Raw genomic sequence first — 20926 nt, 5'->3', positions numbered from 1 at the left:
TGGAAATTCTAGACTGCTAACGCAATGACAAGAGACACACAACCCATGACGCCTTCCTCCACCCTGCCGCGCCAGGTCGTGATCCGGGAGGTCGGCTTGCGCGATGGCCTGCAGATCATCCCGCGCGTGGTGCCGACGGCCGCCAAGCTCGAATGGATCCGCGACGCCTATGAAGCGGGGCAGCGCGAGATCGAGGTCGGTTCCTTCGTGCCTGCGCGGCTGCTGCCGCAACTGGCCGACACCGCCGAACTGGTCGCCTTCGCCAAGACGCTGCCGGGCCTCAAGGCTTCGGTGCTCGTGCCCAATCTCAAGGGGGCCGAGCGCGCCATGGCATGCGAGGCCGATCTCATGCTGCTGCCGCTGTCGGCCAGCCACGCACACAGCCTTGCCAACCTGCACAAGACACCCGACGAGGTGGTCGATGACATCGCGCGCATCCGCGATGCGCGCGATGCACGCGGCTCTCGCACCCGCATCGAGGTCGGCATCAGCACCGCCTTCGGCTGCACGCTGCAGGGTCGGGTCGAGCCGTCGGAAGTGCTTCGCCTGGTCGAAGCGGTGATCGACGCCGGTGCCGAGGCTGTCGGTCTGGCCGACACGGTCGGCTATGCCGATCCGGCCATGGTGCGTTCGCTGTTCGAGGCCGTGCTGCCGATCGCCGGCGACAAGCTCAATTGCGGGCACTTCCACGACACGCGCGGCCTCGGCATGGCCAATGTCTATGCCGCGCTCGAACTCGGCATCAGCCGCTTCGATGCGTGCATGGCCGGCATCGGCGGCTGCCCGCATGCGCCGGGCGCCAGCGGCAATGTCTCGACCGAGGACCTGGCCTACATGCTGGCCAGCATGGGCATCGAGACCGGCCAGGACTTCGATGCGCTGCTGGCGCTCCGGACCAAGGTCGCGCACTGGCTCGAAGGCGAGACGCTGCACGGCACGCTCTGGCGCGCCGGACTTCCCAAGACCATGAAGCAGGAGCTCGCCCGATGAGCGATGCGCTTCAAGTTGCTCAGCCCCTCGAGGGCTTGCGCGTCGTCGAATTCACCCACATGGTGATGGGCCCGACCTGCGGCATGGTGCTGGCCGATCTCGGTGCGGAGGTCATCAAGATCGAGCCGGTGAACGGCGACCACAGCCGCCGTCTGGTCGGCGCGGGCGCGGGTTTCTTCCCGATGTTCAATCGCAACAAGAAGAGCATCGGCATCGACCTGCATACCGAGGAGGGCGCCGAGACCGCACGGCGCCTGACCGCCACGGCCGACGTGGTGGCCGAGAACTTCAAGCCCGGCACCATGGCCAAGTACGGCCTCGACTACGCCTCGCTGGCGAAGGTCAACCCACGCATCATCTACGCCAGCCACAAAGGCTTCCTGCCCGGACCCTATGACCATCGCACCGCGCTCGACGAAGTGGTGCAGATGATGGGCGGCCTGGCCTACATGACCGGCCGCCCCGGCGATCCGCTGCGTGCCGGCACCAGCGTCAACGACATCATGGGCGGCCTGTTCGGCGCGATCGCGGTGCTGGGCGCGCTGATCCAGCGCGGCATCACCGGCCGCGGCATGGAGATCCAGTCGGCGCTCTACGAGAACAACGTCTTCCTGATGGGGCAGCACATGCTGCAGTTCGCGGTGACCGGCAAGCATCCGGCACCGATGCCCGCACGCGACAACCCGTGGGCGGTCTACGACGTGTTCACCGTCAAGGGCGGCGAGCAGATCTTCCTGGCTGCCGTCAGCGATGCGCAGTGGCTGACCTTCTGCGACGCACTGGGCTTCGCCGACCTCCAGGCCGAGCCGGAGCTTGCCACCAACAACCAGCGGGTCGCGCACCGGCCCCGCTTGCTGAAAACCATCGCCGAGCGCATTGCCGACCGCAGTGCGGACGAATTGGCGCAGTTGATGGAGAAAGCCGGGCTGCCGTTCGCGCCCATTCGAAGGCCCGAGGACCTCTATGACGACGAGCACCTGCTCGCCACCGGCGGACTGGCGGACATGCGCCTGTCGGATGGACCCAAGGCCGGTCAGACGGTCAAGACGACCTTGTTTCCCATCACGCTGGAGGGGCGCCGACTCGGTGTTCGGATGGACCCGCCGCGACTGGGCGAGCACACCGCCGAGCTATTGAAGCAAATGGGCTGCAGCGACGCCGAGGTCGAAGCCCTGCGCAGCCGCAAGATCGTGGCCTGATCAAAAAAAAGGAGACACACATGAGCACTTCGAGCTTTCGTATTTCACGCCGGTCGGCACTGGCGGCTTCGGCCGCCGCGCTGGTTGCCGGCCCCTGGGCACTCGCTGCGCATGCGGAGGCGGGCACGATCCGGTTCATCCTGCCCAATGCCGCCGGCTCGGGCGTGGACACGATCACGCGCGCGGCCCAGCCGGCGCTTTCCAAGGCCTTCGGCGCCTCGGTGATCGTCGACAACCAGCCCGGCGCCGGCGGCGTGGTCGGGTTGCAGGTCCTCGCGCGCTCGGCACCGGATGGCAACACCTTGTCGATCGTGTCGAACAACGTCGTGATCTTCCCGAGCGTGATCAAGTCGCTGTCCTTCGACATGCCGGGCGACTTCACGCCGATCGCGATCATCGGCGCCACGCCGATGGTGCTGGTGGTCAATCCGGCGCGGGTCCCGGCCAGGAACAGCAAGGAGTTCATCGCATTGCTCAAGAGCAAGCCGGGCGAGTTGAATTTCGCCTCGGGCGGCACGGGCACGATCCTGCACCTGGCGACGCAGCTGTTCCTCGAGGAGGCGGGCGTATCGGCCAAGCACATCCCCTACAAGGGCGTCGGGCCGATGGTGGCGGGACTGATCGGTGGGCAGGTCGACTTCGGCACCGCAGCACTTCCCAGCGTGCAGCCGCACATCAAGAGCGGTGCGCTGCGCGCGATCGGCATGCTGACGGCACAGCGCACACCCGCAGCGCCGGACATCCCCACCTTTGCCGAGCAAGGGCTGCCGAACTTCATCGTCGACGCGTGGTTCGCGGTCATCGGACCCAAGGGCATGAGCCCTGCCGGCGTTGCAAAGGCCCACGATGCCGTGGTCGCTGCCTTCGCTGATCCGGCGGTCAAGCAGGCGATGACCCATCAGGGCAACACCATTGCCATCAGCACGCCCGAGCAGGCTCAGGCGTCATTCCGCAGCGAGATGACCAAGTATGCGGCGCTGGTGAAGAAGGCAGGCATCGAACCGGAATAGGCAGCGCGCGATCGATGCGGCGCAGGCGCTGAAGTGGGGCCTCGTTTCGCGCGTCGTGCCGCCCACCGACCTGCTGGACACGGCGCTCCAACTGGCGCAGCGCATCGCAGCGAATCCGCCGCACGCGCTGCGGATGACCAAGCGCCTGATCCGCGAAGGGCCGCACCTGCGCCTCGACTCGCTGCTCGAGATGTCGGCGGCCTTCCAGGCGCCGGCCCATCACACCGCGGACCACGAGACAGCCCTGGAAGGGCTGCAGCGAAGCCGGCCGAAGCGGTAAGCCGGCACGACTTTCCATCCCAACCCGGAGCGCGCCCGTTCCTAGCATTGCCGCACGCGCCGGGCGGCCGTCCGACGAGGTCGCGCGGACACTGGCGCCGCACATCGGCACGGCGCTGGGGCAGACCCTGTTCGTGGAAAGCCGGGTCGGTGCGAGCGGCAATATCGGCACCGAGTACGTGGCCCGCGCAGCGCCGGATGGCTACACCGTGCTCTACCAGACCTCGGGCCTGGCCATCATGCCGGCCCTGTTCAGGAAGCTGCCCTACGACCCGCTGGCCGGCTTCGCGCCGGTGACCATGCCGGCGGACATCAACGTGATCCTGCGGGTGCGGAATTCCCTGCCGGTCGCGGATCTCTCTTCCTTCCTGCAATACCTGAAGGACCATCCCGGCAAGCTGAGCTACGGATCGGGCGGAAGGGGCAACATCACCCATCTGGCCGTGGAGGTGCTGCTGCGGCAACTGGGATCCAGCGCCGTCCATGTGCCCTACAAGGGAACGGCGCCCGCCATGGTCGATCTGCTCGGCGGCCAGATCGACTTCATGCTCGATGCCATCAACACGGCCTATCCCTACGTGAAGGATGGCCGGGTCCGCGCACTCGCCGTCACCGGCGGCAATCGTTCACCGCTGCTGCCGCAGTTGCCCACGGTGGCCGAGGCAGGCGTACCTGGCTACGCCATGTCCACCTGGCAATGCATGCTGGTGCCTGCGGGGACGCCGGCTTCCATCGTGCAGGCACTCAATGCAGCCGTGAACAAGGCGGTGGCCGATCCGGATCTGCAGAAGCAGTTCGCGGCCGTCGGCGTTCAACTGCAGTCATCGACACCGGCTCAACTCGAGGCACGCCTGCGTGCCGACATCCCCAACTGGATCAAGGTGGCACAGGCGGCCGGCGTGCAGCCTGAATAGAGGATCGCGTCAACCGGGGACGCGCAGGCATGTCTCCACGGCCGGCTTCGAATGTCGATTGCCCCAGCAGCGCTCAGGTGCTCCAATGGGGGCGCCTGCCGGCGACGAAGGAGACTTCCATGGCCTACGAAGCGCGATATGTCCTGCGACCCAACCCCGGTGCCGATCTCGGGGCCGTCATCGAAGCCGTGAAGGTGGGCGCGGCGCTCTGGAAGAAGCATGGTGCGCTCAACCCGCAGCTGTGGAGCGTGGCCGCAGGCGAACTGGGCAACTATGTTCTGACCCTGCAGTTCGAGAACGCGACGGAGTACGCCAAGGTCACGGATCCGTTGTCAGCCGATCCCGAATTCCGGCGCTGGCAAGCGAACAATGTCCAGTCCGGCGCGTTCACATGGGTGCGCAGCAACCTCATGCGCGAGCTCTCCCTGTCGTAGAGACATCCGTACGTAGGGGGCCGCCTGCCGATCGCTCACGGCAGGTTCTCGCGAAAGATCACCTGGCTGCGCGTGCTCTCCACGCCCGCCAGCGCCTCGCGCCGGTCGCGCAGGTTGGTGAAGATGCGCACGCAGTTCATCAGCGTGATCTGCGGACTCTGGGTGATCACCGCGTCCATGCTGCCGTCGATCAAGAGCGCGCGCGTGTCGGGCGTGAGGCCGTGGCCGATGAAGACCACCTGGTGCTCGCGGCCGGCCTCCTTGAGCGCGCGTGCCACGCCATCGGAGGCGCCGCCGATGTTGTAGATGCCGCCGAGCGCGGGATGCTGCTCCAGCAGCGCGCAGGTCTGGCGGTAGTTCTTCTCGGCGTCGTCGTGGCCTTCGCGCAGGCCCACCACCTGCAGGTGCTCGAACATCTCGCCCATCACGTGCAGGAAGCCGGCCTCGCGCTCCTCGTGCGCGCTGTAGCTCAGGCTGCCGGCAATGAGCGCGACCTTGGCCGCGCGTGCACGCATGAAGCGGCCGATCAGGTAGCCGGCGGTGCGGCCGGCCGCGCGGTTGTCCAGCCCGATGTAGGCCACGCGCCGCGAATCCGCAAGATCGGAGATCAGCGTGATCACCGGCACGCCGCGGTCCGCGAGCGTGGCCACCGCTTCGCGCACCGCCGGATGTTCCAGCGCCATCATCGCGATGCCGTCGCAGCGCCGGCCGCGGCGCAGCAGCGCGGCGGCGAGCTCGTGCGGATTGAAGCTCTCGATGAACTCGGCGCGGCACTTGACGTTGAAGGGCGCCCAGTGCTCCTGCGAGTAGCCGACCATGTCGCTCAGCATGCGCAGGAAAGGATTGGTGCCCGCGGGCAAGAGGAAGCTCAGGCGCAGCGGTTCGGGCGCGAGCGCGGCCAGGAGGCCGGTCTCGGGCAGGTAGTCGAGCGCCGAGGCTGCCTTGAGCACGCGGTGCGCGGTGGCGTCGCGCACGCGGGCGCGCTTGTTGAGCACGCGGTCGACCGTGGCCGTCGACACCTTGGCCGCGCGCGCGATGTCGACCATGCGGGCCCGGCTGGCATCGGTGGAGGAGGGCGGGGAAGGGCGTGCCGGCATCTATCAAAAACTCTCAAATTTCCGGTTTGACGATGGCGAGCGTTCTACCTATCGTTGGCTGGCTTTCAAGCAATGATGCATCAAATCGCATCATCAACACAACGGAGACAGACATGCAGCCGATGAACCGTCGCAGCGTACTGCGCACGCTTTCCGCCCTTCCCGCCGCAAGCATCGTGACGGCGCTGCCGAGCGTCGCGCGCGCGGCCGAGTTCTCGTACAAGTACGGCAACAACCTGCCGCTCTCGCACCCGCTGAACGTGCGTGCGCAAGAGGCCGCCGATCGCATCCTGAAGGAGAGCAACGGCCGCGTCGAGATCAAGATCTTCCCCAACAACCAGCTCGGCGGCGACACCGACATGCTGGCGCAGGTGCGCTCCGGCGGCATCGAGTTCTTCACGCCCTCGGCGCTGGTCATCGCGACGCTGGTGCCGGTGGCCGCGATCAATGCGGTCGGCTTCGCCTTCTCCGACTACAACCAGGTCTGGGCCGCGATGGACGGCAAGCTCGGCGCCCACGTGCGCGGCGCCATCGCCAAGTCGCGCCTCTACGCCTTCGAGAAGATGTGGGACAACGGCTTTCGCCAGACCACCAGCAGCAAGGCGGCGGTCGATTCGGCCAAGGACATGGACGGCCTGAAGATCCGCGTGCCGGTGAGCCCGCTGTCGATCTCGATGTTCAAGGGCCTCGGCGCCGCGCCGACCAGCCTGCAGTTCAGCGAGGTCTACACCGCGTTGCAGACCAGGATCGTCGATGCGCAGGAGAACCCGCTGCCGATCATCCAGGTGGCCAAGCTCTACGAGGTGCAGAAATACGGCTCGATGACCAACCACATCTGGGACGGCTACTGGTTCATCGCCAACGGCCGTGCGTGGGACGCATTGCCCGACGCGATGAAGACCATCGTCGCGCGCGCCATCAACGAGGCCGGCCTGCAGCAGCGCGAGGACATCAAGAAGCTCAACGAGTCGGTGGTCGGCGATCTGCAGGCGAAGGGGCTGGCGATCAATCGACCGGCCGCGGACAGCTTCCGCGCCAAGCTGCGCGAATCGGGTTTCTATGGCGAATGGAAGGGCCGCTTCGGTGCCGAGGCCTGGACGCTGCTCGAAGGCGCCGTTGGGAAGCTGGCCTGATTCAATGGCCCACGGTTCCACCTTCGAGGCCGCGCCGATCGGCCTGCCCGCGCCGGCGCTGAGCGCGTTCGCGCGCCGCGCCGACCACTGGCTTGGCGTGACGGTCGAATCGGTCGCGGCGCTGCTGGTGCTGGTCGAGATCTGCGTGCTGTTCGCCGGCGTGACCTCGCGCTATCTGTTCCATGCGCCGCTGGTGTGGTCCGACGAGCTGGCCTCGATCCTCTTTCTCTGGCTCTCGATGCTGGGCGCTGCCGTGGCGCTGCGGCGCGGCGAGCACATGCGCATGACGGCGCTGGTCGATCGCGTGCAGCCCTCGACGCGCGCGATGCTCGATGCCTTCGCGCTCGCGGCTTCGCTGGCCTTTCTCGCGCTGGTGATCTGGCCGTCGATCGACTACGCGGCCGAGGAATCCTTCATCGTCACGCCGGCGCTGGAGATCAGCAACGCGTGGCGCGCGGCCGCGATTCCGATCGGCGTCGGGCTGATGATCGTGATGGCGCTGCTGCGCTTGCTGCGCGTCTGCAGCCTGCGGCAGATCGCGGTCTCGGTGCTGGGCGTGGCCGCGGTGGTCGCGCTGTTCTGGTTCGCGGGGCCGCTGCTCGCGCCGCTGGGCAAGCTCAACCTCGTGATCTTCTTCGTGCTCGTGGTGGCGGCCACGGTGTTCGCGGGCGTGCCGATCGCCTTCTCGTTCGCGCTGGCGACCTTCGGCTATCTCGCGCTGACCACGCACACACCGATGCTGGTGATGGTGGGGCGCCTGGATGAAGGCATGTCGCACCTGATCCTGCTGGCGGTGCCGCTGTTCATCTTCCTCGGCGCGCTGATCGAGATGACCGGCATGGCGCGCGCGATGATCCAGTTCCTCGCCGGCCTGCTCGGGCATGTGCGCGGCGGACTGTCGTATGTGCTGATCGGCGCGATGTACCTGGTGTCGGGCATCTCGGGCTCGAAGGTGGCCGACATGGCGGCCATCGCCCCGGTGCTGTTCCCCGAGATGGTGAAGCGCGGCGCCAAGCCCGGCGACCTCGTCGCGCTGCTGTCGGCAACGGGTGCGCAGACCGAGACCATTCCGCCTTCGATCGTGTTGATCACCATCGGCTCGGTGACCGGCATCTCGATCGCCGCGCTCTTCACCGGGGGGCTGCTGCCGGCCGTGGTGCTCGGCATCGCGCTGTGCCTGGTGGTGCACTGGCGCTACCGCAACGAGGACCTGAGCGGCATCGAGAAGCAGGGATGGCGCCGCATCGGGCGGCTGCTGTTCGTCGCGCTGCCGGCGGTGCTGCTGCCCTTCGTGATCCGCGCGGCGGTGGTCGAGGGCGTGGCGACGGCGACCGAGGTCTCGACCATCGGCATCGTGTATTCGGCATTGATCGGCCTCGTGGTCTACCGCCAGTTCGACTGGCGGCGCCTCAGGCCGATGCTGGTCGAGACGGCCTCGCTATCGGGCGCGATCATCTTCATCGTCGGCTGCGCGACGGCGATGGCCTGGGGTCTCACGCAGTCCGGCTTCTCGCAGGATCTGGCGCAGTGGATGAAGTCGATGCCGGGCGGCGCCTATGGCTTTCTCGCGGTGTCGGTTCTCGCCTTCATCGTGCTCGGCAGCGTGCTCGAAGGCATTCCCGCGATCGTGTTGTTCGGCCCCTTGCTGTTCCCGATCGCCAAGGCGGTCGGCGTGAACGAGGTGCACTACGCGATGGTGGTGATCTTCGCGATGGGCATCGGCCTGTTCGCGCCGCCCTTCGGCGTCGGCTACTACGGCGCCTGCGCGGTCAGCAAGGTCGAGCCGGCCGAGGGCATCGGGCCGATCTGGGGCTACATGCTGGCGCTGCTCGTCGGCCTCGTGCTGGTCGCCGCGATTCCCTGGTTCTCGATCGGTTTCCTCAAGACCTGAGCCCCTCTTTTCAACCGGAGTTTTTCATGAGCCGATTCTTTGGCGAGATCCGCCAGCTGGGCTATGTCGTGCCCGACATCGAGGCCGCGATGGATTATTGGAGCCGCACGCTCGGCGTCGGCCCGTGGTTCTACAACCCGAAGGTGCCGATCGTGAACTACCGCTACCGCGGCGAGGAACATGCGCCGCACAACTCGGTCGCGCTGGCCAACTCGGGCTTCGTGCAGGTGGAGCTGATCCAGACGCGCAACGATGTGCCTTCGATGTACCGCGACTTCCAGCAGGCCGGGCGCACGGGGCTGCAGCATGTCGCCTACTGGACTTCGAACTACGACGCCGACCTGGACCGCCTGTTGCGACAAGGCTTCAAGGCAGTGATGAGCGGCGAGGTCGGCGAGCGCGGACGCTTCGTCTACTTCGACACCGAATACCACCCGGGCACCGTGATCGAGCTGTCGGAGGTCGCGGGGCCGAAGGGCCGGATGTTCGATCTGATCCGCCAGTCTTCCGAAGGCTGGGACGGCGCCGATCCGGTGCGGCCCTTTCCCGATCTGAGCCGGCTGTGAACGCGCCATCCGAGCGCTTGCGGGCGCGGTACCTGATCGAGACGCCGCTCGATCCGGCCGCGGTCGCCGAAGTCATGGCGGGCGAGCAGTCGAGCGGCACCTTCGTTCGCGTCGAAGGCGAGACCGATGCGCTGCGCGAACGTGCGCGCGCGGTGGTCGAGTCGGTGGTCGAACGCGAAGCCGCGCCAGTGCCGTCGCTGCCCAACGCCTTCCTCGAACGCAAGGGCAGGGGCGGCCCGTGGCGGCGCGCGCAGATCGACATCTCGTTCCCGGTCGCCAACATCGGTGCCAACCTGCCGACGCTGGCAGCCACCGTCGCGGGCAATCTCTACGATCTCGGTGAAGTCACGGGACTGCGGCTCGAATCGATGCAACTGCCGCCCTCGTACCGTGCGCGCTTCGAGCTGCCGCGCGTCGGCGTCGCGGGGACGCGGCGCGCGATCGGCGTCGCGCACGGCGCGCTGGTCGGCACCATCGTCAAGCCCAATGTCGGATTGTCGGCAGCCGAGACGGCGGCGCTGGTCGGCCGACTCTGCGCCGCCGGCGTCGACTTCATCAAGGACGACGAAGTCTGCGCCGACCCCGACCATGCGCCGCTCGCCGAGCGCGTGCCGGCCGTGATGGCGGTGGTGCGCGAACACCGCGAGCGCACCGGCCGCAACGTGATGGTCGCGTTCAACATCACGGACGAGACCGATGCCATGCGCCGCCATGCCGACCTGGTCGAGCGCGAAGGCGGCGACTGCGTGATGGCGAGCCTGAACTGGTGCGGCTTCTCGGCCATCCAGACGCTGCGTCGTCATACCGCGCTGGCGCTGCACGGCCATCGCAACGGTTACGGCGCGCTGTCGCGGCATCCGCTGCTCGGCATCTCGTTCCAGGCGTATCAAACGCTGTGGCGGCTGGCCGGCGTCGATCACATGCACGTGCACGGCCTGCAGGGCAAGTTCGCGCAGCCCGACAGCGAGGTGATCGAATCGGCGCGCGATTGCCTCGCGCCCTTGTGCGAGGGGGGCGACGATGCCGTGATGCCGGCCTTCTCGTCAGGCCAATGGGCCGGCACCGTGCCGGCCACCTGGACCGCGATCGGCAGCGACGACCTGCTCTTCATGTCGGGTGGTGGGATCCTTGCGCATCCCGATGGCGCGGCAGCGGGCGTCGCCAGCATCCGCCAGGCCTGGGCCGCGGCGCGCGGCGGCGTCGTGCTGGCGGACCGGGCACGCGAGGCGCCGGAGCTTGCGCGCGCGTTGGCGTTCTTCGGGCGGGCATGAATTGGCCCCGGCGATCCTCTGCTACGGCGACGATTTCACCGGCGCGACCGACACGCTTGGCACGGCTGCGCGCGCCGGCCTGCGCACGCTGCTGTTCCTGAGGCCGCCCGACGCGGCGCGGCTCGAACGCGCGGGGTCGCTCGATTGCGTCGGCATCGCGGGGGCCGCGCGTGCGATGAATCCCGCCGAGATGCGCGCCGAGCTGGCGCCGATCGCGAAGCTGTTCGAGACGCTCGGCGCGCGCGTGCTGCACTACAAGACCTGCTCGACCTTCGACAGCGCGCCGGCCGTCGGCAGCATCGGCGTCGCCGTCGATGTGCTGCGCGCTGCGGTGTCGCAGCCGTGGGCCGCGATCGTCGGCGGGCAGCCCGGCATCGAGCGCTTCTGCGTGTTCGGCCATCTGTTCGCTGCGGCCGGCGCGGGCGGCGAGGTGTTTCGCATCGATCGCCATCCGACGATGAGCCGTCATCCGGTCACGCCGATGCACGAGTCCGATCTGCGGCGCCATCTTGCGCTGCAGGGGCTGACGGGTGTGCGCTCGTTGCCGTACACAGCCTATGGCAAGACGCCCGGCGCATTGCGCGAGGATCTCGAAGCATTGCTGGCGGGCCGGCCCGAAGCGGTGCTGTTCGATGTGACGGACGACGCGCAGCTCGCATCCATCGGGGCGCTTCTCTGGCCGCGTGCGCTCGAGGATTCCTTGCTCACGGTCGGCCCGAGCAGCGTGGTGCAGGCGATCGCGGGCCAGTTGTGCGCGCGTCCGCCGACGGCCGCCACGGTCGCGCCGGCGCGCGGACCGGTGCTGGTGCTGGCCGGCAGCCTGTCGCCCGTGACCGAGCGGCAGATCGTTGCCGCGCACTCGTACGACACCGTGTGGCTCGATCCGGCGCAGCTCGCGCAGCCGGATGCGGCGCAGCGCGCGGTCATGGCCGGGCGGATCGCCGAACTGCTCGCCGCGGGAAAGAACGTGCTCGCGTGCACGCGCCGGCCGGGCACTTCCTCGGCCGGCGACGCGCCCGTGGACGCGCGTGGACTCGCGCGCGCCGGCGGCGACCTGCTGGCCCGCGTGCTGGCGCTGGCGCCGCTTGCGCGTGTCGGCGTCGCCGGCGGCGACACCTCGAGCCATGCCGTGCAGGCGCTCGATGCCTGGGGCCTGTCGTACCTCGCTGCGCTGGGGCCCGGCACCGGCCTGTGCCGGTTGCACAGCGACGTGCCGGCGCTCGACGGCATGGAGATCATGCTCAAGGGCGGGCAGATGGGTTCGGCTGACGTGTTCGAGCGGCTGGTCCACGGCACTGCCTGACCCCAGGGCCAATGGCCCGCCGCGCATGGATCCACCGTGGATTGGCCCGCCGCATGGCTCTTCCGGGCCTGTCGAAAAGCAAGGAAAAAGACAACACTGACAAACATCAAGACATCACCGCGAAGACCTTCTTCGCATAGACGCTCAGGGAGTTTGCAGTGGCCATCAAAACCGCCGAAAAAGAACTGATCCAGCGTGTGCTGGACACCCTCGAACAGATGCTGTGCGAAGTGTCGGGCTCGGCGGAATGGGTTCGCTGCTTCCCGTCCGCCGGTGATCTCTCGGCGCCGACGGACGGGTGGATGGACACCATCCGTACCGCGGAGGTGGCGCAGCACAACCGGCCGGCGCAATCGGCCTACTTCTGTCTGACCTCCGCCAGCGCGCTGGTCGACGTGACGCGCTCGCTGCTCAAGCAGCTGGACGCGCCGTGCGAAGCGCAAGGCACGGAATGCTGGAGCGAACTCAGTGCCGCATCCAAGGCCGCCGGACAGTCCGCCTACCTCGCATCGGTGATCCTGGCCGGCCCGAGGGCGCGGCCCGCGATCGGCAACAGGGCTTGCGACCAGGTGACCCGCCACCATCGCCCGGGTGTCGGCGCGTCGGCGCGTTCGTCGCTGGGGGCGGGTCTCATGGGCCGGCTCATGAGCCTGTTCGACACACGCCCCGCCGCGCGCTGCGGCTGAACTTGCATGCGTGCGTACAGCGCCGCACGGCCTTCGTTGCGCTGCAGACGAGGAGAACGCGATGAACAAGTACACGATCCGCTGGCTTGTGGCTTCGGTGTGCCTGCTGTTGACCGCTTGCGGCGGCGGCAGTGGTAGCGGGACGCCGTTCTTCGCCGTCGCGTCGTCGAGCGGAAGTTCGCCGCCTGCCGAGACCCGGGTCGAGCCTGTGCCGCCGCCCGCGACCCAGCTGACTGCAACGCCGCCGGAACCATCGCAGGCAGAGCCGCCGGCGGCCCGCCACATCATCGGCGGCACGCTTTCCGGACTGCCGCCCGAGGCGCAAGTGGTCCTGCTCGACCACGGCGGCGACGCGCTGACGCTGACGGCCGATGGCCCGTTCAGTTTCGCAACGTCCGTCGCCTCCGGCGCGGCCTATGCGGTGACGGTGGGCACGCAGCCTGCGTGGTCCGGCTGCACAGTGCGCAACGGCAGCGGCTCGGCGGCCGCCGATGTGACGAGCGTGTCGGTCATCTGCGCGGGGGTGTCCGCGCAGGTCACGACGCTGGCCGGTGGGACGAGCCGGGGCGCCCTCGATGGCGTCGGCGGCGCCGCGTCGTTCAACGCACCCGTCGGCGTGGCGGTGGATGCTGCCGGCAAGGTCTACGTGGGGGATACGCAGAACAACAACATTCGCGAGATCGCGCCGGGCGGCGCCGTCACGACGCTGGCGGGTTCGACGAGCGCCGCGTTCGCCGACGGCACCGGCCGCGCGGCATCGTTCAACGCGCCGCAAGGCGTGGCGGTGGATGACGCCGGCATGGTGTACGTGGCGGACTACGCGAACCATGCCATTCGCAAGATCACGCCGGACGGCGTGGTCAGCACCCTGGCAGGCTCCGGGGCCGCTGGCTCCTTCGATGGCGCCGGCCGCGCGGCATCGTTCTACTTCCCGGCCGGCGTGGCCGTGGACGCCCAGCGCAACGTCTACGTGGCGGACACCGGCAATCACTTGATCCGCAAGATCACGCCGGACGGGGCGGTCAGCACCTTCGCGGGCTCGGGAGCACTGGGTGGGGACGATGGCGCCGGTCGCGCTGCGTCGTTCCGCGACCCCTATGGCGTGGCCGTGGACGCCGCAGGCAATGTCTACGTGGCGGACTATTCGAACAACCGGATCCGCAAGATCACGCCGGATGGCGTGGTCAGCACCCTGGCGGGCTCCGGAGCGCCGGGTTCGGACGACGGCGCCGGCGGTACCGCGTCGTTCCGCCACCCCTACGGCGTGGCCGTCGGCCTCGGCGGCAATGTCTATGTGGCGGACTACGGAAACAACCGGATTCGCAGGATCACGCCGGCCGGTGTGGTCAGCACCCTGGCCGGCGATCCGAACGGAGGTTTTGCCGACGGCATCGACGGTGCGGCGTCCTTCGACGCCCCGACCGGTGTCGCCGTCGATGCCAGCGGAAACCTCTACGTGGCCGACTCGGCCAACAACGCGATCCGCAAGATCGCCGCCGTCCGCCCATAGCGCCTTCGCGCGCGGCTCGATCGATCCACGCCGCGCCGGGACAATGGGGCGTTCGGCATCGAACGCCCTTTGCCGGCGCGCCGCATGGCGCCACAATGAGGGCTGACCCTCAGGGTTTTCCCAGGTGTCCCATACCGGTCACCACATAGCCGCTATGGGCGAGCGGGTATGCATTCGGGGCGTCAAAGCACTAACTTCCAATGGCCGGATTTCTGATCCTTCCAACCAGCGCCACCACGAGCATGAGCATGACCCCCAGCACCCAACCCATCCGCTTCTTCCACCGCGGCCGGATCGTCGATGTGAGCGGCGTGCATCCGACCCGCTCGGTGCTCGACTGGCTGCGCGAGGACGCGCGCTGCACCGGCACCAAGGAAGGATGCAACGAGGGCGATTGCGGCGCCTGCACGGTGGTGATCGGCGAGCTGGCCGAGCCCGGCGATACGCGCGCGGTCGGCGGCCTGCGGCTGTCCACGGTGAATGCCTGCATCCAGTTCGTGCCCACGCTGCACGGCAAGGCGCTGTTCACGGTCGAGGACCTGAAGGCGCAGTGCGGCAAGACGCGCGATCCCGCGCTGCACGACAAGCACGCGGTGCAGAGCCTGCATCCGGTGCAGCAGGCGATGGTCGACTGTCATGGCTCGCAGTGCGGCTTCTGCACGCCCGGCTTCATCATGTCGCTGTGGTCGACCTACGAGCATCACCAGGACAGCGGTACCCAGCCGACGCGCCAGCAACTGGCCGACGACCTCTCGGGCAACCTGTGCCGCTGCACCGGCTACCGGCCGATCCTCGATGCCGGCCAGCGCATGTTCGACCTGCCGGCGGTGCGGCTCGATACCGGCCCCGTGGTCGAGGCGCTGACGAGCCTGCGCCATGACGCGACCTTCGACTACGCGGCGCCGCTGGGCCAGCGCGTGGACCGCTTCCATGCGCCCACCACACTGGCCGAGCTGGCCGCGCTGCGCGAAGCGAATCCGCGCGCGCAGCTGCTGGCCGGCTCCACCGACGTCGGCCTGTGGGTCAACAAGCAATTCCGCGACCTGGGCGACATCCTCTACGTCGGCGACGTGGCGGAGATGAAGACGATCGAGCAACGCGGCAGCGGCGCCGGGGCCGAGCTCTACATCGGCGCCGGCGCCACGCTCGAGGATGCCTACCGCGCGCTCGCGCAACGCGTGCCCAGCCTGACCGACGTCTGGCTGCGCTTCGCCTCGCCGCCGATCCGCAACGCCGGCACCATGGGCGGCAACGTCGCCAACGGCTCGCCGATCGGTGATTCGCCGCCGATGCTGATGGCGCTCGATGCGCAGATCGAGCTGCGCCGCGGCGCGCGCGTGCGCCGCATGCCGCTGCCCGATTTCTACCTCGACTACATGAAGAACCAGCTCGAGCCCGGCGAGTTCGTGCAGGGTCTCGCGGTGCCGCTCGCGGCGCTCGAACGCGAGGTGCGCGTCTACAAGATCAGCAAGCGCTTCGACTGCGACATCTCGGCCCTGTGCGCCGGCTTCGCGATCGCGCTCGACGGCGAGACCGTGAAGGAAGTGCGCCTCGCTTTCGGGGGCATGGCCGCCACCGTGAAGCGCGCCGCGCAGACCGAGGCGGCACTCGTCGGCAAACCCTGGACGCAGGCCAGCGTCAACGCCGCCAAGCTCGCGATGGCGCAGGACTTCAAGCCGCTCAGCGACATGCGCGCCAGCGCCGACTACCGCCTGCAGGTGGCGCAGAACCTGCTGCAGCGCCTCTGGCTGGAGACCCGCGTGGCCGATCCGCTGCCCGCGCAGGCCACCAGCGTCTGGAGCGTGATGCCGCATCAAACCAGCGCAGCACAAGGAGCCTGAGATGAACAAACCTTTGGACCCCCGCATGTTCCAGTCCGCGGAAGCCTTCGCCGACTATCTCCAGAACACGGCCGCGCGCATCGATGCGCGCGCCGAGGCCAAGGCACACGACAACGGCGCGCGCGTCGGCATCAGCCGGCCACACGAATCGGCGCACCTGCACGTGGCCGGCGAGGCCACCTACATCGACGACATCCCCGAGCTCGCGGGCACGCTGCATTGCGCGCTCGGCCTGTCGCCGGCGGCCAACGGCCGGCTCAAGGACATGAAGCTCGACGACATCCGCGCGATGCCCGGCGTGGTGGCGGTGCTCACCGCGGCCGACATCCCGGGCAGCAACGACTGCGGCTCGATCATCCATGACGACCCGATCCTGTGCAGCGGCGACATCCGCTACCTCGGCCAGCCGGTGTTCGCGGTGATCGCCGAGACGCGTGACGCCGCGCGCCGCGCCGCGGCCCGCGCCAGGACCGCGCTCGACATCGAAGCCGCGCCGCCCGTGCTCACGCCGCAGGACGCGCATGCCAAGGGCCAGTACGTGCTGCCGCCGATGCACCTCGCGCGCAACACGCACGCGGCCAGCGCGCAGGACGCGATCGCGAAGGCGCCGCGCCGCCTGAAGGCGAGCTTCGACGTCGGCGGCCAGGAGCAGTTCTACCTCGAAGGCCAGATCAGCTACGCCATCCCGAAGGAGGGCGGCGCGATGCATGTCTACTGCTCGACCCAGCACCCCAGCGAGATGCAGCACCTGATCGCGCATGCGCTGCACCTGCATGCCAATGAAGTGCATGTCGAATGCCGGCGCATGGGCGGCGGCTTCGGCGGCAAGGAATCGCAGTCGGCGCTGTTCGCCTGCGTGGCCTCGGTCGCGGCGCGTCAACTGCAGCGCCCGGTCAAGCTCAGGCTGGACCGCGACGACGACTTCATGATCACCGGCCGCCGCCACTGCTTCTGGTACGAGTACGAAGTCGGCTACGACGACGAGGGCCGCATCCTCGGCGCCGAGATCTCGATGGTGTCGCGCGCCGGGCATTCGGCGGATCTCTCGGGGCCGGTGATGACGCGCGCGCTGTGCCACTTCGACAATGCCTACTGGCTGCCCGACGTGTCGATGCACGGCTACTCGGGCCGCACCAACACGCAGAGCAACACGGCCTTCCGAGGTTTCGGCGGACCGCAGGGCGCGATCGCGATCGAGAACATCCTCGACACCGTGGCGCGCGAACTGGGCCGCGACCCGCTGGACGTGCGGCGCGCCAACTTCTACGGCAAGGACGAGCGCAACGTCACGCCCTACGGCCAGACGGTGGCCGACAACATCATCCACGAGCTGGTGGACGATCTCGAGGCCAGCAGCGACTACCGCGCGCGGCGCGAGGAGATCGCCGGCTTCAACGCCAAGAGCACGGTGCTCAAGCGCGGCATCGCATTGGCGCCGCTCAAGTTCGGCATCTCCTTCAACGTCAAGCATTTCAACCAGGCCGGCGCGCTGGTGCATATCTACACCGACGGCTCGATCCTGGTGAACCATGGCGGCACCGAGATGGGGCAGGGCCTCAACACCAAGGTGGCGCAGGTGGTGGCGCACGAGCTCGGCGTGAGCTTCGAGTGCGTGCGCGTCACGGCCACCGACACGCAGAAGGTCGCCAACACCTCGGCCACGGCCGCATCGACCGGCGCCGACCTCAACGGCAAGGCCGCGCAGGACGCCGCGCGCCAGCTGCGCGAGCGCCTGGCTGCCTGCGCCGCGAGCCGGCATGGCGGCGATGCCGCGTCGGTGCGCTTCGTCAACGACAAGGTCGAGGTCAACGGCCGCTCGCTGCCCTTCGCCACGCTGGTCGGCGAGGCCTACCTCGACCGCGTGCAGCTCTGGTCCGACGGCTTCTACGCCACGCCCGGCCTGAGCTGGGACAAGGACACGATGCAGGGCCGGCCCTTCTACTACTTCGCCTACGGCGCCGCCGTCAGCGAGGTGGTCGTCGACACGCTCACCGGCGAATGGAAGCTGCTGCGCGCCGACATCCTGCACGATGCCGGCAAGTCGCTGAACCCGGCGGTCGACATCGGCCAGGTCGAGGGCGCTTTCATCCAGGGCATGGGCTGGCTCACCACCGAAGAGCTGGTCTGGCATCCGAAGACCGGCCTCCTGACCACGCACGCACCCAGCACCTACAAGATCCCGACCGCCAACGACTGCCCGCCGGTCTTCAACGTGCAGCTGTTCGAAGGCCAGAACTTCGAGGACTCGATCCACCGCAGCAAGGCCGTCGGCGAGCCGCCGCTCCTGCTGCCGTTCTCGGTCTTCTTCGCCATCCGAGATGCGGTCTCTGCCGCGGCCGACCACAAGGTGGATCCGCCGCTGAAGGCGCCGGCCACCAGCGAGTCGATCCTGCGTGCGATCACGGCGGTCCAGGCCTCCTTGTCGAACTGAAGGCCATTCCATGTGAATGCAGCGCTGTATAACTGCCCGCACATCAGCAACCGGGCGGCCAGCCATGCGTGATCAAGCGCTATTCGACAAGATCGATTTACACCTCATCCGGATTCTTCATACCGTGTTGACCGACCGCAGCGTCTCGCGCGCCGCCATCCGGCTGGGCATGTACCAGCCCGCCGTCTCGGCCGCCCTCAAGCGGCTGCGCGAGCTGTCGGGCGATCCGTTGCTGGTGCGCTCGGGTGCCGGCATGGTGCCGACCGACGCCGGCCTGCGCATGATCGAGCCCAGCGCGGCCATCCTGCGCTCGGCCGAGGTGCTGTTCTCCGACGCCCGCGGCTTCGACCCGCAGAGCGCGGTCACCACCTTCCGCATCGCCGCCAGCGACTACCTCGACCCGCTGTTCCTGCCGACGCTGGTGTCGCAGGTGAAGAGCAACGCGCCGCTGTGCGGCATCGAGATCCATCCGCTGTCGCCCGATTCGGACTACCACGCGCACCTGTCGCTCGGCCACGTCGACCTGGTGATCGGCAACTGGCTCAAGCCCCCTGAAGACCTGCACATGTCGCGCCTGTTCGGCGACGAGATCGTCTCGCTGGTCAACAAGGACCATCCGGCCGCGCGCCGCGGCTGGGACGCCGACACCTGGCTCAGCGCCGAGCACATCGCGCCGACGCCCACGCACCCGGGTGCGCGCGGGATCATCGACCAGATGCTCGACGAACTGGACATGCAGCGCAACATCACGGCGCGCTGCGCCCACTTCGGGCTGATACCCGACATGGTCGCCTCCAGCCTGCTGGTGCTGACGACCGGGCGCCAGTACTGCGAGCGCTTCATCCCGCGCCTGCCCGTGAAGATCCTCGAATGCCCGGTCGTGCTGCCGCGGCTCATGTACTACCAGCTCTGGCACGAGCGCACGCATTCGTCGAGTTCGGCGCGCTGGCTGCGCGACCGCATCAAGTCGGTGGCCGCCTCCCTGCGGCCGCCTCCCGCAAACACCGCGACGGCCCACAGCACCTAGCGCCGCCGCGGATCGAGACATGGATAACAACGGAGACAAAGCGATGAACTGGATGGAACGGGTGTTCAAGCTCAAGGAGCACGACACCACGGTGCGCACGGAGCTGCTGGCGGGGCTCACGACCTTTCTGACGATGGCCTACATCATCTTCGTCAACCCGTCGATCCTCGGCGACGCGGGCATGCCGAAGGACTCGGTGTTCGTCGCCACCTGCCTGATCGCGGCGCTCGGCACGGCGATCATGGCGCTCTACGCCAACTACCCGATCGCGCTCGCGCCGGGCATGGGGCTCAACGCCTATTTCGCCTACGTGGTGGTGCTGCAGATGGGCTTCACCTGGCAGGCCGCGCTCGGCGCGGTGTTCATCTCGGGCTGCCTGTTCCTGGCGGTCACGCTGTTCGGACTGCGCGAGCTGATCATCCGCGGCATCCCGCATTCGATCCGCATCGCCATCACGGTCGGCATCGGGCTCTTCCTGGCCATCATTGCGCTCAAGAACGCGGGCATCGTGGCGCCGTCGAAGGCGACCTACGTGACGCTCGGCGACCTGCACACGCCGCAGGTCGTGCTGGCGACGATCGGCTTCTTCGTCATCGTGGTGCTCGACCGGCTCAAGGTGCGCGGCGCGATCCTGATCGGGATCGTGCTCGTCACGGTGCTGTCCTTCTTCTTCGCCGGCAACAAGTTCAACGGCGTGTTCTCGGCACCGCCCTCGATCGCGCCGACCTTCCTTCAGCTCGACATCAAGGCGGCGCTGTCCGGCGGCATCCTGAATGTGATCCTGGTGTTCTTCCTGGTCGAGCTGTTCGACGCCACCGGCACGCTGATGGGCGTGGCCCGCCGTGCCGGCCTCCTGGTGCCGGGCAAGATGGAGCGGCTCAACAAGGCGCTGCTGGCCGACAGCGGCGCGATCTTCGCCGGTTCGCTGCTCGGCACCTCCAGCACCACGGCCTATGTCGAGAGCGCTGCCGGCGTGCAGGCGGGTGGGCGCACGGGCCTCACCGCGCTCACGGTGGCGATCCTGTTCCTCGCCTCGCTGGTGATCTCGCCGCTGGCCGGCTCGGTGCCGGCCTATGCGACGGCGCCCGCGCTCTTCTTCGTGGCCTGTTTGATGCTTAGGGAATTGACCGAGCTCGACTGGGACGAAACCACCGAAGTGATTCCGGCCGCCGTGACCGCATTGACCATGCCCTTCACCTACTCGATCGCCAATGGCCTGGCCTTCGGCTTCATCACCTACGCGGTGCTGAAGCTGTTCACCGGCCGCGCCAAGGAGGCGCACTGGATGGTCTGGCTCATCGGCGGCGTGTTCCTCTTCAAGTTCATCTATATCGGAGGATAGTG

The 20926-nt window shown here is 68.2% G+C and carries 17 protein-coding genes and 1 pseudogene; 17 read left to right on the top strand and 1 reads right to left on the bottom strand.

Annotation, left to right across the window (positions count from 1 at the left end):
* Positions 1–45: 45 nt before the first annotated feature.
* The 6 genes and pseudogenes from WDLP6_RS18650 to WDLP6_RS18625 all read left to right on the top strand — a co-directional run bounded on the left by WDLP6_RS18650 (position 46) and on the right by WDLP6_RS18625 (position 4826).
* A complete protein-coding gene (locus WDLP6_RS18650) occupies positions 46–990 on the top strand; it encodes a hydroxymethylglutaryl-CoA lyase (protein WP_162593550.1) in 945 nt (314 codons plus the stop codon).
* Positions 987–2189 (top strand): CaiB/BaiF CoA transferase family protein, encoded by a 1203-nt coding sequence (locus tag WDLP6_RS18645; RefSeq protein ID WP_174259884.1) that lies wholly within the window; start codon positions 987–989, stop codon positions 2187–2189. The genes WDLP6_RS18650 and WDLP6_RS18645 overlap by 4 nt, the downstream gene beginning before the upstream one ends.
* Positions 2190–2209: 20 nt before the next feature.
* Complete coding sequence (locus WDLP6_RS18640; RefSeq protein ID WP_162593549.1) at positions 2210–3199, top strand: Bug family tripartite tricarboxylate transporter substrate binding protein; 990 nt, start codon at positions 2210–2212, stop codon at positions 3197–3199.
* 10 nt (positions 3200–3209) lie between these two features.
* Positions 3210–3479, top strand: a pseudogene (locus tag WDLP6_RS18635) (enoyl-CoA hydratase-related protein); the annotation flags it as partial.
* On the top strand, positions 3418–4392 hold the full coding sequence (locus WDLP6_RS18630; RefSeq protein ID WP_162595152.1) for a tripartite tricarboxylate transporter substrate binding protein: 975 nt from the start codon (positions 3418–3420) through the stop codon (positions 4390–4392). The pseudogene WDLP6_RS18635 and the gene WDLP6_RS18630, both read left to right, overlap by 62 nt.
* A 119-nt stretch (positions 4393–4511) precedes the next feature.
* The gene (locus WDLP6_RS18625) at positions 4512–4826 is read left to right on the top strand and encodes a hypothetical protein (protein ID WP_162593548.1); all 315 of its coding nucleotides are present in this window, start codon (positions 4512–4514) and stop codon (positions 4824–4826) included.
* A gap of 35 nt (positions 4827–4861) precedes the next feature.
* Here WDLP6_RS18625 and WDLP6_RS18620 read toward each other — a convergent pair whose 3' ends face one another.
* The gene (locus WDLP6_RS18620; RefSeq protein ID WP_162593547.1) at positions 4862–5923 is read right to left on the bottom strand and encodes a LacI family DNA-binding transcriptional regulator; all 1062 of its coding nucleotides are present in this window, start codon (positions 5921–5923) and stop codon (positions 4862–4864) included.
* 113 nt (positions 5924–6036) lie between these two features.
* Between WDLP6_RS18620 and WDLP6_RS18615 the strand changes: the two genes are divergently transcribed.
* From WDLP6_RS18615 to WDLP6_RS18565, 11 genes are all read left to right on the top strand, one after another.
* A complete protein-coding gene (locus tag WDLP6_RS18615; protein ID WP_162593546.1) occupies positions 6037–7056 on the top strand; it encodes a TRAP transporter substrate-binding protein in 1020 nt (339 codons plus the stop codon).
* A 4-nt stretch (positions 7057–7060) separates the two neighbouring features.
* Entirely contained in the window at positions 7061–8947 is a 1887-nt protein-coding gene (locus WDLP6_RS18610) for a TRAP transporter large permease (protein ID WP_162593545.1), read from the top strand.
* Positions 8948–8973: 26 nt separating this feature from the next.
* On the top strand, positions 8974–9513 hold the full coding sequence (locus WDLP6_RS18605) for a VOC family protein (protein WP_162593544.1): 540 nt from the start codon (positions 8974–8976) through the stop codon (positions 9511–9513).
* The gene (locus tag WDLP6_RS18600; RefSeq protein WP_162593543.1) at positions 9510–10784 is read left to right on the top strand and encodes a ribulose-bisphosphate carboxylase large subunit family protein; all 1275 of its coding nucleotides are present in this window, start codon (positions 9510–9512) and stop codon (positions 10782–10784) included. Before WDLP6_RS18605 ends, WDLP6_RS18600 begins: the two co-directional genes overlap by 4 nt.
* A 1-nt stretch (position 10785) precedes the next feature.
* Positions 10786–12087, top strand: coding sequence for a four-carbon acid sugar kinase family protein (locus WDLP6_RS18595; RefSeq protein WP_162593542.1), 1302 nt, complete (start codon positions 10786–10788; stop codon positions 12085–12087).
* A gap of 158 nt (positions 12088–12245) precedes the next feature.
* A complete protein-coding gene (locus WDLP6_RS18590; RefSeq protein ID WP_162593541.1) occupies positions 12246–12773 on the top strand; it encodes a hypothetical protein in 528 nt (175 codons plus the stop codon).
* A 61-nt stretch (positions 12774–12834) separates the two neighbouring features.
* A complete protein-coding gene (locus tag WDLP6_RS18585; RefSeq protein ID WP_162593540.1) occupies positions 12835–14283 on the top strand; it encodes an NHL repeat-containing protein in 1449 nt (482 codons plus the stop codon).
* Positions 14284–14525: 242 nt separating this feature from the next.
* Positions 14526–16124 carry a xanthine dehydrogenase small subunit gene (xdhA, locus tag WDLP6_RS18580; RefSeq protein ID WP_162593539.1) on the top strand — a complete coding sequence of 533 codons (1599 nt, stop codon included), beginning with the start codon at positions 14526–14528 and terminating at the stop codon, positions 16122–16124.
* Between the two features lies 1 nt (position 16125).
* On the top strand, positions 16126–18555 hold the full coding sequence (gene xdhB / locus WDLP6_RS18575) for a xanthine dehydrogenase molybdopterin binding subunit (RefSeq protein WP_162593538.1): 2430 nt from the start codon (positions 16126–16128) through the stop codon (positions 18553–18555).
* 64 nt (positions 18556–18619) lie between these two features.
* Positions 18620–19582 (top strand): LysR family transcriptional regulator, encoded by a 963-nt coding sequence (locus tag WDLP6_RS18570; RefSeq protein ID WP_162593537.1) that lies wholly within the window; start codon positions 18620–18622, stop codon positions 19580–19582.
* A gap of 43 nt (positions 19583–19625) precedes the next feature.
* Complete coding sequence (locus WDLP6_RS18565) at positions 19626–20924, top strand: NCS2 family permease (protein ID WP_162568635.1); 1299 nt, start codon at positions 19626–19628, stop codon at positions 20922–20924.
* The last annotated feature ends 2 nt before the right edge of the window (positions 20925–20926 follow it).

Source organism: Variovorax sp. PBL-E5 (assembly GCF_901827185.1).
Classification (GTDB): Bacteria; Pseudomonadota; Gammaproteobacteria; order Burkholderiales; family Burkholderiaceae_C; genus Variovorax.
This window is presented reverse-complemented; position numbering and strand designations above follow the sequence as displayed.

Excerpts from the sequence above, each read along its gene's own strand:
- xdhA (WP_162593539.1), top strand. The coding sequence starts at position 14,526 with ATGAGCATGACCCCCAGCACCCAACCCATCCGCTTCTTCCACCGCGGC.
- WDLP6_RS18565 (WP_162568635.1), top strand. The coding sequence starts at position 19,626 with ATGAACTGGATGGAACGGGTGTTCAAGCTCAAGGAGCACGACACCACG.
- WDLP6_RS18585 (WP_162593540.1), top strand. The coding sequence starts at position 12,835 with ATGAACAAGTACACGATCCGCTGGCTTGTGGCTTCGGTGTGCCTGCTG.
- WDLP6_RS18610 (WP_162593545.1), top strand. The coding sequence starts at position 7,061 with ATGGCCCACGGTTCCACCTTCGAGGCCGCGCCGATCGGCCTGCCCGCG.
- WDLP6_RS18650 (WP_162593550.1), top strand. The coding sequence starts at position 46 with ATGACGCCTTCCTCCACCCTGCCGCGCCAGGTCGTGATCCGGGAGGTC.
- WDLP6_RS18645 (WP_174259884.1), top strand. The coding sequence starts at position 987 with ATGAGCGATGCGCTTCAAGTTGCTCAGCCCCTCGAGGGCTTGCGCGTC.
- WDLP6_RS18570 (WP_162593537.1), top strand. The coding sequence starts at position 18,620 with ATGCGTGATCAAGCGCTATTCGACAAGATCGATTTACACCTCATCCGG.
- WDLP6_RS18605 (WP_162593544.1), top strand. The coding sequence starts at position 8,974 with ATGAGCCGATTCTTTGGCGAGATCCGCCAGCTGGGCTATGTCGTGCCC.
- WDLP6_RS18625 (WP_162593548.1), top strand. The coding sequence starts at position 4,512 with ATGGCCTACGAAGCGCGATATGTCCTGCGACCCAACCCCGGTGCCGAT.
- xdhB (WP_162593538.1), top strand. The coding sequence starts at position 16,126 with ATGAACAAACCTTTGGACCCCCGCATGTTCCAGTCCGCGGAAGCCTTC.
- WDLP6_RS18640 (WP_162593549.1), top strand. The coding sequence starts at position 2,210 with ATGAGCACTTCGAGCTTTCGTATTTCACGCCGGTCGGCACTGGCGGCT.
- WDLP6_RS18620 (WP_162593547.1), bottom strand. The coding sequence starts at position 5,923 with ATGCCGGCACGCCCTTCCCCGCCCTCCTCCACCGATGCCAGCCGGGCC.
- WDLP6_RS18615 (WP_162593546.1), top strand. The coding sequence starts at position 6,037 with ATGCAGCCGATGAACCGTCGCAGCGTACTGCGCACGCTTTCCGCCCTT.